The organism is Alkaliphilus metalliredigens QYMF (assembly GCF_000016985.1).
Classification (GTDB): Bacteria; Bacillota; Clostridia; order Peptostreptococcales; family Natronincolaceae; genus Alkaliphilus_A; species Alkaliphilus_A metalliredigens.
In genome coordinates this window covers 4,559,851-4,573,276 of the sequence record NC_009633.1, presented here as the reverse complement: position 1 = coordinate 4,573,276, position 13,426 = coordinate 4,559,851, and the positions used below count along the sequence as shown (strand labels likewise).

General features: G+C 38.2%; 25 protein-coding genes. All 25 read left to right on the top strand.

Features of this window, described 5'->3' with window-relative positions; translation table 11 throughout:
* Positions 1 to 6: 6 nt before the first annotated feature.
* A complete protein-coding gene (gene rpsQ, locus AMET_RS22330) occupies positions 7 to 261 on the top strand; it encodes a 30S ribosomal protein S17 (protein WP_012065432.1) in 255 nt (84 codons plus the stop codon).
* Between the two features lie 27 nt (positions 262 to 288).
* Positions 289 to 657, top strand: coding sequence for a 50S ribosomal protein L14 (gene rplN, locus AMET_RS22325; RefSeq protein ID WP_012065431.1), 369 nt, complete (start codon positions 289 to 291; stop codon positions 655 to 657).
* 17 nt (positions 658 to 674) lie between these two features.
* On the top strand, positions 675 to 986 hold the full coding sequence (rplX, locus tag AMET_RS22320) for a 50S ribosomal protein L24 (RefSeq protein ID WP_012065430.1): 312 nt from the start codon (positions 675 to 677) through the stop codon (positions 984 to 986).
* 33 nt (positions 987 to 1,019) lie between these two features.
* On the top strand, positions 1,020 to 1,559 hold the full coding sequence (rplE, locus tag AMET_RS22315; RefSeq protein ID WP_012065429.1) for a 50S ribosomal protein L5: 540 nt from the start codon (positions 1,020 to 1,022) through the stop codon (positions 1,557 to 1,559).
* A 19-nt stretch (positions 1,560 to 1,578) separates the two neighbouring features.
* A complete protein-coding gene (locus AMET_RS22310) occupies positions 1,579 to 1,764 on the top strand; it encodes a type Z 30S ribosomal protein S14 (protein ID WP_012065428.1) in 186 nt (61 codons plus the stop codon).
* A gap of 23 nt (positions 1,765 to 1,787) precedes the next feature.
* Positions 1,788 to 2,186: a 30S ribosomal protein S8 gene (gene rpsH, locus AMET_RS22305; RefSeq protein ID WP_012065427.1), complete on the top strand. Its 399-nt coding sequence runs from the start codon at positions 1,788 to 1,790 to the stop codon at positions 2,184 to 2,186.
* A gap of 29 nt (positions 2,187 to 2,215) precedes the next feature.
* Positions 2,216 to 2,755 carry a 50S ribosomal protein L6 gene (gene rplF, locus AMET_RS22300; protein ID WP_012065426.1) on the top strand — a complete coding sequence of 180 codons (540 nt, stop codon included), beginning with the start codon at positions 2,216 to 2,218 and terminating at the stop codon, positions 2,753 to 2,755.
* A 19-nt stretch (positions 2,756 to 2,774) separates the two neighbouring features.
* Positions 2,775 to 3,143, top strand: coding sequence for a 50S ribosomal protein L18 (gene rplR / locus AMET_RS22295; protein WP_012065425.1), 369 nt, complete (start codon positions 2,775 to 2,777; stop codon positions 3,141 to 3,143).
* A 27-nt stretch (positions 3,144 to 3,170) separates the two neighbouring features.
* Positions 3,171 to 3,680 (top strand): 30S ribosomal protein S5, encoded by a 510-nt coding sequence (rpsE, locus tag AMET_RS22290; RefSeq protein WP_012065424.1) that lies wholly within the window; start codon positions 3,171 to 3,173, stop codon positions 3,678 to 3,680.
* A gap of 13 nt (positions 3,681 to 3,693) precedes the next feature.
* Positions 3,694 to 3,873: a 50S ribosomal protein L30 gene (rpmD, locus tag AMET_RS22285; protein ID WP_012065423.1), complete on the top strand. Its 180-nt coding sequence runs from the start codon at positions 3,694 to 3,696 to the stop codon at positions 3,871 to 3,873.
* A gap of 19 nt (positions 3,874 to 3,892) precedes the next feature.
* A complete protein-coding gene (gene rplO / locus AMET_RS22280) occupies positions 3,893 to 4,336 on the top strand; it encodes a 50S ribosomal protein L15 (RefSeq protein ID WP_012065422.1) in 444 nt (147 codons plus the stop codon).
* Position 4,337: 1 nt separating this feature from the next.
* Complete coding sequence (gene secY / locus AMET_RS22275; protein ID WP_012065421.1) at positions 4,338 to 5,609, top strand: preprotein translocase subunit SecY; 1,272 nt, start codon at positions 4,338 to 4,340, stop codon at positions 5,607 to 5,609.
* A 55-nt stretch (positions 5,610 to 5,664) separates the two neighbouring features.
* Positions 5,665 to 6,312, top strand: a complete 648-nt coding sequence (locus AMET_RS22270) for an adenylate kinase (RefSeq protein WP_012065420.1) — start codon at positions 5,665 to 5,667, stop codon at positions 6,310 to 6,312.
* A gap of 2 nt (positions 6,313 to 6,314) precedes the next feature.
* Entirely contained in the window at positions 6,315 to 7,061 is a 747-nt protein-coding gene (gene map, locus AMET_RS22265) for a type I methionyl aminopeptidase (RefSeq protein WP_012065419.1), read from the top strand.
* Positions 7,062 to 7,083: 22 nt separating this feature from the next.
* Complete coding sequence (locus tag AMET_RS22260; RefSeq protein ID WP_012065418.1) at positions 7,084 to 7,368, top strand: KOW domain-containing RNA-binding protein; 285 nt, start codon at positions 7,084 to 7,086, stop codon at positions 7,366 to 7,368.
* 29 nt (positions 7,369 to 7,397) lie between these two features.
* Positions 7,398 to 7,616, top strand: coding sequence for a translation initiation factor IF-1 (infA, locus tag AMET_RS22255; protein ID WP_012065417.1), 219 nt, complete (start codon positions 7,398 to 7,400; stop codon positions 7,614 to 7,616).
* 23 nt (positions 7,617 to 7,639) lie between these two features.
* Entirely contained in the window at positions 7,640 to 7,753 is a 114-nt protein-coding gene (gene rpmJ, locus AMET_RS22250; protein WP_010095733.1) for a 50S ribosomal protein L36, read from the top strand.
* A gap of 208 nt (positions 7,754 to 7,961) precedes the next feature.
* On the top strand, positions 7,962 to 8,333 hold the full coding sequence (rpsM, locus tag AMET_RS22245; protein WP_012065416.1) for a 30S ribosomal protein S13: 372 nt from the start codon (positions 7,962 to 7,964) through the stop codon (positions 8,331 to 8,333).
* 22 nt (positions 8,334 to 8,355) lie between these two features.
* On the top strand, positions 8,356 to 8,754 hold the full coding sequence (gene rpsK, locus AMET_RS22240; protein ID WP_012065415.1) for a 30S ribosomal protein S11: 399 nt from the start codon (positions 8,356 to 8,358) through the stop codon (positions 8,752 to 8,754).
* A 22-nt stretch (positions 8,755 to 8,776) separates the two neighbouring features.
* On the top strand, positions 8,777 to 9,400 hold the full coding sequence (rpsD, locus tag AMET_RS22235; RefSeq protein ID WP_012065414.1) for a 30S ribosomal protein S4: 624 nt from the start codon (positions 8,777 to 8,779) through the stop codon (positions 9,398 to 9,400).
* Positions 9,401 to 9,464: 64 nt separating this feature from the next.
* A complete protein-coding gene (locus AMET_RS22230; protein ID WP_012065413.1) occupies positions 9,465 to 10,412 on the top strand; it encodes a DNA-directed RNA polymerase subunit alpha in 948 nt (315 codons plus the stop codon).
* Between the two features lie 22 nt (positions 10,413 to 10,434).
* Positions 10,435 to 10,776, top strand: coding sequence for a 50S ribosomal protein L17 (gene rplQ / locus AMET_RS22225; protein ID WP_012065412.1), 342 nt, complete (start codon positions 10,435 to 10,437; stop codon positions 10,774 to 10,776).
* A 169-nt stretch (positions 10,777 to 10,945) separates the two neighbouring features.
* Positions 10,946 to 11,794 (top strand): energy-coupling factor transporter ATPase, encoded by an 849-nt coding sequence (locus AMET_RS22220; RefSeq protein WP_012065411.1) that lies wholly within the window; start codon positions 10,946 to 10,948, stop codon positions 11,792 to 11,794.
* Positions 11,770 to 12,633 (top strand): energy-coupling factor transporter ATPase, encoded by an 864-nt coding sequence (locus tag AMET_RS22215; RefSeq protein WP_012065410.1) that lies wholly within the window; start codon positions 11,770 to 11,772, stop codon positions 12,631 to 12,633. The genes AMET_RS22220 and AMET_RS22215 overlap by 25 nt, the downstream gene beginning before the upstream one ends.
* Entirely contained in the window at positions 12,626 to 13,423 is a 798-nt protein-coding gene (locus tag AMET_RS22210; RefSeq protein WP_012065409.1) for an energy-coupling factor transporter transmembrane component T family protein, read from the top strand. The genes AMET_RS22215 and AMET_RS22210 overlap by 8 nt, the downstream gene beginning before the upstream one ends.
* Positions 13,424 to 13,426: the final 3 nt, after the last annotated feature.

Below are 13,426 nucleotides of genomic sequence, written 5' to 3'. Positions count from 1 at the left end.
AATCTCATGGAAAGAGGATCTAGAAAAACCAGAGTCGGTCGAGTAGTAAGCGATAAAATGGATAAAACCGTCGTTGTCTTAGTAGAAGACTTTGTTCGTCATCCCCTTTATGGAAAAGCTATGAAAAGAACAAATAAGTTTAAGACTCATGATGAACTAAACGAATGTGGAATTGGTGACAAAGTAAAAATTATGGAAACAAAGCCATTATCTAAAGACAAGCGTTGGAGATTAGTTCAAATTGTCCAAAAAGCTAAATAGGATAGTAACAGGAAGGGAGGTATTGCAATGATTCAACAAGAGTCAAGATTAAAAGTTGCAGATAACTCAGGAGCGAAAGAACTACTTTGCATCCGCGTATTAGGCGGAACAAGGAGAAGATACGCAAATGTTGGAGATGTAATTGTTTGTTCTGTTAAAAGTGCAACACCAGGCGGAGTTGTAAAAAAAGGTGAAGTTGTTAAAGCGGTTGTTGTAAGGACAGTCAGCACTACAAGAAGAAAAGACGGAACTTACATTAAATTTGATGAAAATGCTGCGGTTATAATCAAAGATGACAAGCAAATGGTGGGAACACGTATCTTTGGTCCGGTAACTAGAGAATTAAGAGATAGAGACTTTATGAAGATCGTATCCTTAGCTCCAGAAGTATTATAGTCGAGGAGGTGTTACGAATGCACGTTAAAAAAGACGATATAGTAGTTGTAATTAGTGGAAAAGATAAAGGCAAAAAGGGAAAGATTTTACACGCAATCCCTAAAAAAGAACGTATCATTGTTGAAGGTGTCAACATGGTCACAAAGCATCAAAAGCCGACTCAACAGAGTCAACAAGGTGGAATTATAAAGCAAGAAGCAGCAATTCATGTGTCGAATGTTTTACTTTGGGATAAAAAAGCTAACCAAGGTGTTAGAGCAGGACATAAAGTATTAGAAAACGGTGAAAAAGTAAGAGTAAGTAAAAAGACTGGAGAAGTTTTAGACTAATCCAAGGGTTAATGAAGGGAGGTACGTTTAATTATGGCTAGAATTAAAGATAAATATAGAAATGAAGTTGCACCAGCGATGATGGAGAAATTTGGATATAAAAGTGTTATGCAAATACCCCGATTAGAAAAGATCATTATTAATATGGGTCTAGGCCAAGCTAAAGAGAATCAAAAAGAACTGGAAATTGCAGTCAAAGAGCTTGGTATCATTGCAGGACAAAAGCCTATCACCACTAAAGCAAAGAAGTCAGTGGCGAACTTCAAAGTAAGAGAAGGAATGGCAGTAGGAGCAAAAACAACTTTACGAGGCGAAAAAATGTACGAATTTGCTGATCGTCTAATTAATATTGCGTTACCAAGGGTTCGTGACTTCAGAGGAGTCAATCCTAATTCTTTTGATGGAAGAGGAAATTATGCCCTGGGGGTTAAAGAACAATTAATTTTCCCTGAAATCGAGTACGATAAAGTTGATAAAGTTCGAGGAATGGATATTATCCTCGTTACAACTGCAAATTCTGATGAAGAGTCAAGAGAACTGTTAAGACTATTAGGAATGCCTTTTACAAAGTAGGGTAAGGAGGGAAAATTTAGTGGCTAAGAAATCTCTTAAAATTAAACAAGCGAGAACACAAAAGTATAGTACCAGAGAATATAGTAGATGTAAAATTTGTGGGAGACCTCATGCTTACTTGAGAAAATTTGGTGTTTGCCGTATCTGCTTTAGAGAATTAGCATATAAGGGACAAATTCCAGGTGTCAGAAAAGCAAGCTGGTAGGAATTAGGAAGGAGGGTTTTAGTATGACGATGACAGATCCAATTGCAGATATGTTAACACGTATTAGAAATGCAAGTGCTGTAAAGCATGACACGGTAGATGTACCTGCTTCAAATATGAAGAAGGATATTGCGAACATCCTTTTAAATGAAGGATTTATCAAGGGATTTGATGTAATCGAAGATGGGAAACAAGGAATCTTAAGATTACAATTAAAATATGGTCAAAGTAAAGAACGTGTAATTACAGGCATTAAGAGAATTTCTAAGCCTGGATTAAAGGTATATGCGAAAAGGGATGAAATCCCAAGAGTATTAGGTGGACTAGGAATTGCGATTATCTCTACATCAAAAGGAATCACAACTGACAAAGTTGCTAGAAAAGAAGGCGTTGGTGGAGAAGTAATTGCATACATCTGGTAATCGCAATTCACGTACAAGGAGGTGCAAGTATGTCAAGAATAGGTTTAAAACCAATTGAAGTTCCACAGGGAGTAGAAATAACAGTTGATGAAAAAAACATCGTGACTGTCAAGGGACCTAATGGTCAATTGAGTGAGAAAATTCACAGAGATATCACAGTTGAAACAGAAGCAAATGTGATTAATGTTGTTAGACCAACTGAGAATAAAAAACACAAGTCATTACACGGACTATCAAGAACACTTGTTGCGAACATGGTTGAAGGCGTAACAAAGGGTTATGAAAAAAAGCTAGAATTAGTCGGTGTTGGATATAGAGCGACAATGCAAGGAAAGAAGCTTGTATTAAGTTTAGGATTTTCACATCCGGTAGAGATTGATCAACCAGAAGGATTAACAATTGAAGTACCTTCTCAAACCCAAGTTACCGTAAAGGGAATCGATAAGCAACAAGTAGGAAACTTTGCAGCTAAGATTAGAGAATACAGAAAGCCTGAGCCTTACAAGGGAAAAGGAGTCCGTTATGCGGGCGAAGTCGTTAGACGTAAGGAAGGTAAGACAGGTAAGTAATAGAAGGGAGTGAGCTTAGGTGTTAAAGAAAGTGAGTAAAAACACAAATAGACAAGGTCGTCATCAAAGAGTCCGTAATAAAATTACTGGAACCTCTCAGCGTCCGAGATTGAACGTATATAGAAGTTTAAATCATATCTATGCTCAAGTCATCGATGACGTTGCTGGAATCACTTTAGTGGCTGCTTCAACATTAGATGAAGCAATCAAGTCACAAGTTGAAGCAAGTGGCAATCAAGATGCTGCAAAGCTAGTTGGTGAATTAGTTGGTAAGAGAGCATTAGAAAAAGGAGTTAGTACTGTAACTTTTGATCGTGGAGGATACATTTATCACGGTAGAGTGAAGGCTTTAGCAGATGGTGCTAGAGAAGCTGGCTTGAAGTTCTAAACAGTCTAAAAAGAAGGAGGGAAATCAATGCAATTTAATAAAAGAATTGATGCAAATCAACTTGACATGAAAGAACAAGTGGTTGATATAAGACGTGTTACTAAAGTTGTTAAAGGTGGTAGAAACTTTAGATTCGCAGCTTTAGTCGTTGTTGGTGACGAGAACGGACATGTTGGAGTTGGAACAGGTAAAGCAATGGAAATTCCAGATGCGATCCGCAAAGGAATCCAAGCTGCTAAGAAAAACTTGCTTCTAGTCCCAACTGTAGGCACAACAGTTCCGCATGAAGTAATTGGTCATTTTGGAGCTGGAAATGTATTGATTATGCCTGCGAAAGAAGGTACTGGTATCATTGCTGGTGGACCTGTTCGTGCTGTCTTAGAGTTAGCAGGCATTAAAGACGTAAGAGCGAAGTCTTTAGGAACAAACAACTCTAGAAATATGGTAAGTGCTACAATGGACGGATTAAGACAACTTAAAAGAGCTGAAGATGTAGCAAAGCTAAGAGGAAAATCAGTGGAAGAACTCTTAGGTTAGGAGGGTTGAAACCATGGCAGAGACAATTAAAATCAAATTAGTTAAAAGTAAAATAGGAACACTTCCGAAGCAGAGACAAAATCTCGAAGCTTTAGGATTGAAAAAGATTGGGCAAGTTGTTGAACAAAAAGATAATCCTCAGATAAGAGGAATGATCGATAAAGTAAGTCACTTAGTACAAGTGATTGAATAAGAACTGAGGAGGTGTGGACATGAAATTACATGAGCTTAAACCTGCTAAGGGTGCAGTAAAAGAAGTAAAAAGAAAAGGTAGAGGTCGTGCAACTGGTAATGGCAAAACTGCTGGTAGAGGTCATAACGGACAAAATTCCAGAAGTGGCGGTGGCGTACGAATCGGTTTCGAAGGTGGACAAATGCCTCTAGCTAGAAGACTACCTAAGCGAGGTTTCACAAATATATTTGCAAAAGTGTACAATGAAGTCAATGTTGATGTATTAAATAAGTTCGAAGACGGAACAACAATTACCCCAGAATTCCTTAAGGAAATGGGCGTAATCAAGCAAATAGAAAAGAATGGCGTAAAGATCCTTGGCAATGGCAACTTAGAGAAGAACTTAACAATTAAGGCCCAAAAGTTCACTAAGTCAGCTGCTGAAAAAATTGAAGCTGCTGGAGGAAAGGCAGAGGTGATTTAAGGTGATAACAACCCTAAGAAATGCTTGGAAAATTCCAGATTTAAGAGGGAAGATTCTTTACACCATGATGATGCTAGTCATTTTCCGTCTTGGCTCAGTGATTCCTGTACCAGGAATTGATATTGAGGTAGTAAGAAATATTGTTGGTAATGCACAGTTATTTTCTTTGTTAGATTTATTTTCCGGTGGTGCTTTTGGTAACATGACTATCTTTGCATTGAGTATCACACCTTATATTACTGCTTCAATTATTATGCAGCTTCTTACGATTGCAATCCCAGCTTTAGAGGAATTGTCAAAAGAAGGAGAAGAAGGACGGAAGAAGATCGCTCAATACCAAAGATACGGTACGGTGGTGTTAGCACTAATCCAAGCAACTGGAATTAGTATTGGCCTTTTCAGACAAGCACTGATTCAAACAGATGCTTTTAGTATAATTGTTGTTATTTTAACCTTGACTGCAGGAACCGCGTTCCTAATGTGGTTAGGGGAGCAAATCACAGAAAAAGGAATTGGTAATGGAATTTCATTGCTCATCTTTGCAGGAATCGTTTCTCGTGTTCCTGACAGTGTGTATAGAACCTACGTTTTAGCACAGCAGGGTGAGATTTCAATCATTTCTATTATTGCATTTCTTGCGATTGCAGTACTTGTTATCGCAGCTGTTGTATTGATTACTGAAGGCGTTAGAAAAATACCAGTACAATATGCAAAGCGCGTTGTTGGAAGAAAAATGTATGGTGGACAAAGTTCACATATTCCATTGAAAGTGAACCAAGCAGGGGTAATTCCGGTTATCTTTGCAATGTCACTATTATCCTTCCCACAAATCGTTGGTTCCTTTTTTCCTGGAAGTGGATTTGAAGGATTTGTAAATCGTTTCCTAACACCATCTACAGGAATGGGTACATTTATTTATGTCATGATGCAAGCAGTATTAATTATTTTCTTCACGTATTTCTATACAGCGGTTACATTTAATCCTGCTGAAGTAGCAACGAATATGAAGAAAAATGGAGGTTTTATTCCTGGGATCAGACCTGGAAAGCCAACATCTGATTATCTAAACCGTGTGTTAACAAGAATCACATTAGCCGGTGCTTGCTTCCTAGCGACAATTGCAGTCTTACCAATCGCATTGAGTCAATTAATTGGCATGCAAACAGCATTTGGTGGTACCGCACTATTGATTGTTGTTGGGGTTGCATTAGAAACAATGAAGCAAGTTGAAGCACAAATGTTAATGAGACATTATCAAGGATTTTTAAAATAAAGGAATCAAGGGGGGTTAACCCCCTGAATCTAATTTTATACCGGGAGATGGTAAAATGAGATTGCTTTTACTTGGACCACCGAGTGCCGGCAAAGGTACTCAAGCTTCGGGGATTGTAAACAAGTATCATATTCCACATATTTCAACCGGTGATATGCTAAGATCTAATATTAAGCAGGGTACAGCCTTAGGGAATAAGGCAAAGGAATATATGGACCAAGGATTGCTTGTCCCAGATGAACTTGTTGTTGCAATTGTTGAAGATCGATTGCAGCAAGATGACTGCCAAGAAGGTTTTCTGTTAGATGGTTTTCCAAGAACTGTCGTTCAAGCAAAAGCATTAGATGATGTACTGGACAAAATGGGAGTCACCCTAGACAAAGTTGTGAGCATCGAAGTCCCTAAGGGAACCTTAGTGGAACGAGCTGTTGGACGAAGAATGTGTAAAGAGTGTGGCGCTACCTACCATATATTATTTAACCCGCCAACTAAAGCGGATCAATGTGATAAATGCGGTGGACAGCTGTATCAGAGAGATGATGACACTGAGAAAACTGTTACTAAACGAATTTCAGTTTATTTGGATGAAACAGAGCCTTTAATTGAATATTATTTAAAGCAAGGTCAGCTAGTGACAATTGAAGGGCAACAAGAAATTGGAAAAGTCTTTATAGACATCGTTGAAGCTTTAGGGAGAGATTAATTATGATCTATCTTAAGTCTCGACAAGAAATAGAAATCATGCGTGAAGCTGGCAGAATTGTTGCTGAAACCCATGAACTGCTAAAAGAAGCAATTAAGCCAGGCATAACAACAAAAGAGCTTGATGAAATTGCTGAGGCTCATATTATAAGCAGAGGGGCAACACCTGCCTTTAAGGGTTATGGTGGTTTTCCGGCTAGTATATGTGCATCAGTTAATCACGAAGTAGTGCATGGAATCCCTGGATTAAAACGACTTGAAGATGGTGATATTATTAGTATAGATATCGGAGCATTCTATCAAGGTTATTGCGGCGATGCTGCTAAAACCCACGGAGTAGGAAATCTTAGTGAAAAACCCCAGAAACTGATAGACGTAACCCGTCATAGTTTTTATGAGGGAATTCAATTTGCTAAAGAGGGCTATCGGCTCTCAGATATATCTCATGCCATACAAAGCTATGTGGAGTCCTACGGATTTTCTGTAGTACGAAACTATGTGGGACACGGCATCGGCAGTAAGATGCACGAAGAACCGCAAATCCCAAACTATGGACCACCAGGTAAGGGACCAAGGTTACAAGCCGGAATGGTATTGGCGATAGAACCAATGATTAACATTGGGACCTACGAAGTTAAGGTGCTTTCAGACGATTGGACAGTTGTAACATTAGATGGAGAATACTCAGCCCATTATGAGCATACCATAGCCATTACGGACGGAGAACCTGAGATTCTCACTATAATATAATTCAGGTAAATGAGGTGACACTGTGGAACTTAGTGATATAGGCATTGGTCAGGTGGTTAGATCTTTAAGTGGTCGAGATCAAGGGAAACCTTTTATTGTAATTGGTCATCTTGATGAAGATCATGTGCTTGTGGTTGATGGAGACTTGAGAAGACTTGATCGGCCGAAGAAGAAAAAGAAAAAACACGTGGCTAAGTTTAACATTATATCTGAAGAAGTAAAAGAACGAGTTGAAAACAATAAAAAGATAAATAATGCCTTTATAAGAAGAGAGCTTGAAAGACTAGGAGTAAAAATAAAGTCCTAGGGTTATGTAAGAGGAGGTTTGATTGCTTAATGTCAAAAGAAGATGTAATTGAAGTAGAAGGCGTAATTAAAGAGGCATTACCTAATGCCACGTTTCAAGTAGAGCTAGAGAACGGTCATGTTGTTTTAGCTCATCTTTCAGGAAAATTAAGAATGCACTTTATTAGAATCCTGCCAGGAGATAAAGTAACGGTGGAATTGTCTCCCTATGACTTAACTCGTGGTAGAATTACATGGCGTAAGAAGTAGGAAGTCGTTGAGGAGGGATAACAATGAAGGTTAGAGCATCAGTAAAACCAATTTGTGAAAAATGCAAGGTTATCAAGCGAAAAGGGAAAGTAATGGTAATTTGTGAAAACCCTAAGCATAAACAAAAGCAAGGCTAACTAGTAAAAAATACTGGTAATTTGTCTTGTTTTATAGTATAATACAATATTGTGGCAATGAGTTCGATGGGGCGGCTGAGTCAGTATGATTTAATTCCGATCGAACTGAGCATATAGATGTAATCATGTAAATGTGTTGCTCACTTTAGGGAACGATTAGGGTAAAATAATGGATGGTAAACGATAGAATTAGGAGGTGTAGACCCACATGGCAAGAATAGCAGGTGTTGACTTACCAAGAGAAAAAAGAGTAGAAGTTGGATTAACTTATATATTTGGTATCGGAAGACAGACTTCTAACAAAATATTAGCTGCTACAGGAATTAATGTAGACACAAGAATTAAAGATTTAACAGAAGAAGAAGTAAATGAGCTAAGAAAGCTGATTGATGCAGATTATCAAGTAGAGGGAGACTTAAGAAGAGAGGTTTCCTTAAACATTAAGCGTCTTAAAGAAATTAGATGCTATAGAGGAATTCGTCACACTAAAGGATTACCTGTAAGAGGTCAAAAGACCAAAACAAATGCAAGAACGAGAAAAGGTCCTAAGAGAACTGTTGGGCGTAAAAAGAAAAAATAGGAAGTAAGGAGGGACGAACAGGATGGCAAAAGTAGTAAGAAAAAAAACCGTTCGTAGAAAAAAAGATCGTAAAAATATAGAACGTGGTCAAGCTCACATTCAGTCAACCTTTAACAACTCTATTGTTACGCTAACTGATATGCAAGGAAATACAATTGGTTGGTCTTGTGCGGGACAATTAGGATTTAAAGGATCAAGAAAATCAACTCCATTTGCTGCACAAATGTGCGCAGAAGCTGCTGCAAAAAGTGCAATGGAGCATGGGTTGAAAACTATTGAAGTATTCGTTAAAGGTCCAGGAGCAGGTAGAGAAGCGGCTATTCGTGCTTTGCAGGCAGCTGGTTTGGAAGTTAGTTTAATTAAAGACGTAACTCCAATTCCTCATAACGGTTGTAGACCACCGAAACGTAGAAGAGTTTAATGAAGATTAGGAGGTGTAAGTAATGGCAAGATATACAGATGCGGTATGTAGATTATGTCGCCGAGAAGGTTTGAAATTATACCTAAAGGGCGAAAGATGTTATACAGATAAATGTGCGATTACAAAAAGAAACTTTGCTCCTGGACAACATGGAACAAGCAGGAAAAAGCTTTCAAACTATGGGGTTCAGTTGAGAGAAAAGCAAAAAGCCAAGCGATTCTATGGTGTATTAGAATCTCAATTTAGAAAGTATTTTGACATGGCTGATAAGCAAGCTGGAAATACTGGCGAAAACTTACTGAGAATCTTAGAGACTCGTTTAGATAACCTTGTTTATCGATTAGGACTTGCTTCCTCTAGGGCAGAAGCAAGACAATTGGTTGTACATGGTCACTTTACAGTTAATGGTGGGAAAGTAGATATTCCTTCTTACCTTGTAAAGGCTGGAGATGCAGTTGCAGTATCGGAGAAGTCTACTAATTCACCTAAGTTCAAGGAATTGAAAGAAAACTTCAAAGGAACTGTACCAACATGGTTAACAGTTGATTCTGAAAAGCTAGAGGGAAAAGTGGCTGCAATGCCTTCAAGAGAAGACATCGACTTACCGATCTCAGAAAATCTTATTGTAGAACTATACTCTAAGTAATCATCAAATTAGAATCAGTTGCCCTCGATATAATAGAGAAGATCTTAAGGGAGGGTTCAAATCAATGATAGAAATGGAAAAGCCAAAAGTAGAAGTGTTTGAAATCAGTGATGATAGTACCTATGGGAAGTTTGTTGTAGAACCTTTAGAAAGAGGATACGGAACGACCCTAGGAAACTCATTGAGAAGGATTATGTTGTCATCTTTACCTGGAGCTGCTGTTACTTCCGTTAAGATTGAAGGGATTTTACACGAATTTTCAACGATTCCAGGAGTTAAAGAAGATGTAACAGAAATTATCTTAAACTTAAAGGATCTATCCATCGGAATTGACGGAAATGAGCCTAAAACCCTTCGTATTGAAATGGAAGGGCCTGGTACAGTGACAGCAGGGGATATCATTGCTGATGCTGATGTGGAGGTCTTAAATCCAGATATGTACATCGCTACTTTAGACGATAATTCCAAACTTAACATGGAAATTAATATTGCAAAGGGTAGAGGATATGTTTCAGCTGAAAACAATAAGACTGCTGGAATGCCAATAGGTGTGATTCCAGTAGATTCAATTTTTACTCCCGTTAGAAAGGTTAGCTACTTTGTAGGTAACACAAGGGTTGGTCAGGTAACTGACTATGATAAGTTAGAAATTGAAGTCTTTACTGATGGAAGCATTAAACCTGATGAAGCTATCTCACTGGCTGCTAAGGTAATGAGTGAACATTTAAATTTATTCATTACTTTAAAAGAAGATGTGAGTGACGTTGAAATCATGGTGCAAAAAGAAGAAGACAAGAAGGAAAAGGTTCTAGAAATGACCATAGAAGAATTAGACCTTTCTGTTAGATCATATAACTGTCTGAAGCGGGCAGGCATCAATACAGTTGAGGAATTAAGCTTAAAGTCAGAGGAAGATATGATGAAGGTAAGAAACTTAGGCAAGAAGTCGCTTGAAGAAGTGGATAAGAAGCTAGAAGAGCTAGGACTTGGACTAAGACCCAGTGATGAATAAGAAGTAGTAAGGAGGAATAGACATGCCACAAAATCGTAAATTGGGACGTGACAGCGCTCATAGAAACTTAATGCTAAGAAACTTAGTAACAAGTTTGTTTAAAAGCGGACGAATCCAAACAACTGAACCAAAGGCAAAAGAAACAAGAAGAGCAGCTGAAAAAATGATCACCCTTGCTAAAAGAGGAGATCTGCATGCTAGAAGACAAGCACTAGCTTATATGACAGAAGAAACAGTTGTTACAAACCTGTTTGAGGAAATTGCACCTAAATATCAAGATAGAAATGGTGGATACACCCGTATCATGAAACTTGGACCAAGACAAGGCGATGCTGCTGAAGTTTGTATTCTTGAATTAGTATAATCTAAATATAGACGGGAGGGATTAAGTTTTAAAGCTTAGTCCCTGTTTTTTTATCACTCAACAGAATGCGACATTTTGGCTATAAACTCATAGTAAAACCATGTGAAATAAGTTATAATATACTGTGAGTTGAATTAATGTTGTTTGCTTAGAGGAGATGGAGCAAGTCATGAGTAAGATGGTGGAAGTACAAGATTTGATATATAAATATAGAAACAATGAAGAAGAAGAAGTTTCTGCTATTAATGGGATGAACCTAGATATTAAGCAAGGTGAGTTTGTCGTTGTCATTGGACACAATGGTTCCGGAAAGTCAACTTTAGCTAAACATATGAATGCCCTACTATTTCCCACAGCGGGAGATGTTAGGGTAAAGGGTATGAACACTAAGGAAGAAGAAAATCTTTGGAACATTAGACAGAGTGCGGGTATGGTTTTCCAAAATCCCGATAATCAAATTGTGGCAACCATAGTAGAAGAGGATGTGGCATTTGGCCCTGAAAACTTAGGAATAGAACGTGAAGAGATTTGCAGAAGAGTGGATGAGGCTTTAAAAATTGTCGATATGACAGCCTTCAGAGACAAAGGACCCCACCTACTATCGGGAGGACAAAAACAGCGTATTGCCATTGCAGGTGTGATTGCCATGCGTCCTGATTGTATCATATTTGATGAACCTACTGCTATGCTAGACCCTTCTGGTAGAAAAGAGGTCATTAATACAATTCATAAGTTGAATCAAGAAGAGAATATTACAATTGTTCACATTACACACTTTATGGAAGAAGCAGTAGGAGCCCATCGTGTGATCGTAATGGAGGCTGGCAAAATAGTCATACAAGGAACCCCGAAGGAAGTTTTCTCTCAGGTAAGTACCTTGAAGTCTTTAGGATTAGATGTTCCCCAGGTAAGTGAATTAGCACACGAATTAATTCAAGAGGGAATTCAAATTCCAAAGGATATATTAACAGTAGATGAGATGGTGATGCATTTATGTCAATTAAAATCCAAGGATTAACCCATATATATAATCCAGGAAGTCCTTTTGAAACCAAAGCATTAGATAATATTGAACTTGAAGTTAAAGATGGAGAGTTCATTGGTTTGATCGGTCATACTGGTTCAGGAAAATCCACCTTAATTCAGCACTTGAATGGTTTATTAAAGCCTAGCTCAGGTAAAATTATCATAAATGGCTTTGATATTACCGAAAAAGGTGTAAAACTTCAGGATGTTAGAAAACGTGTGGGACTGGTATTTCAATATCCGGAGCATCAACTGTTTGAAGAAACAGTATACAAGGATATTGCATTTGGTCCTATAAACTTAGGGCTTTCAGATGGTGAGATTGAGGATCGTGTAAAAGAGTCAATGGCTTTAGTTAAACTTTCATATGAAGACTTGAAGGAACGCTCTCCCTTTGAAATAAGTGGAGGACAACGACGAAGAGTTGCTATTGCTGGTGTATTAGCCATGAAGCCGGAGGTACTTATATTAGATGAGCCTACAGCTGGGCTGGACCCTAGGGCACGGGATGAAATACTTGAACAGGTTCAGTTACTTCATCAGCAATATCAGAATACTGTAATTTTAGTCTCTCACAGTATGGAAGATGTTGCAAAGCTAGTGGAGCGCATTATTGTAATGCATCAAGGCAAAGTGGTTTTAAGTGGTGGACCAAGGGATGTCTTTAAGGAAGTAGAAAAATTAGAATCCATCGGATTAGGAGTCCCCCAGATCACATATCTCATGAAGAACCTAAAGAACCAAGGAGTTCATTTGAGGGATGATATTTTAACTGTTGAAGAGGCTAAAGAGGAAATATTGAAATGGATAAGGAGTCAAAACGATGCTTAAAGATATTACAATTGGACAACATTATCCAACGGGATCTTTTATTCATAAGCTTGACCCTAGAACCAAAATACTCATTACCTTTGCCTTAATTGTAGGGCTCTTTATTATTGATAAATTTATAGCCTATACATTTATCGTTGCCTTTGTTGCCAGTGCTATTGTCATTTCTAAAATTCCCATAAAATATATGCTTAAGGGATTGAAACCCTTGAGGGTGATCATTTTGATTACCTTTATTATCAATATTTTCATGACTAGAGGAGAGCCAATCATCATGCTAGGACCATTGGTAGCCACTAGTGAGGGACTTCATCAGGCACTGTTTATGGCCTTGAGATTAGTTTTACTGGTCATGGGAACATCGCTATTAACCTTAACAACATCGCCCATTGCATTGACCGATGGGATTGAGCATCTATTAAATCCCTTTAAAAGAATTGGTTTACCTGCTCATGAATTAGCCATGATGATGACAATCGCACTGCGATTTATTCCTACTCTATTAGAAGAAACGGATAAGATCATGAAGGCACAGATGGCCAGGGGCGCTGATTTTGAGAGTGGCAATATTATCAAGCGGGCTAAAAGCCTAGTACCTTTACTGGTACCATTGTTTATTAGTGCCTTTAGAAGAGCAGACGAATTGGCTATGGCCATGGAAGCAAGATGCTATCGTGGAGGCGAAAGTCGTACGCGAATGAAGCAATTAAAGATGGACAAAGGAGATGTACTAGGCTTTGTCACAACAGGATTATTACTATTAACATTAATTTATACGCGAATGATATAGGGT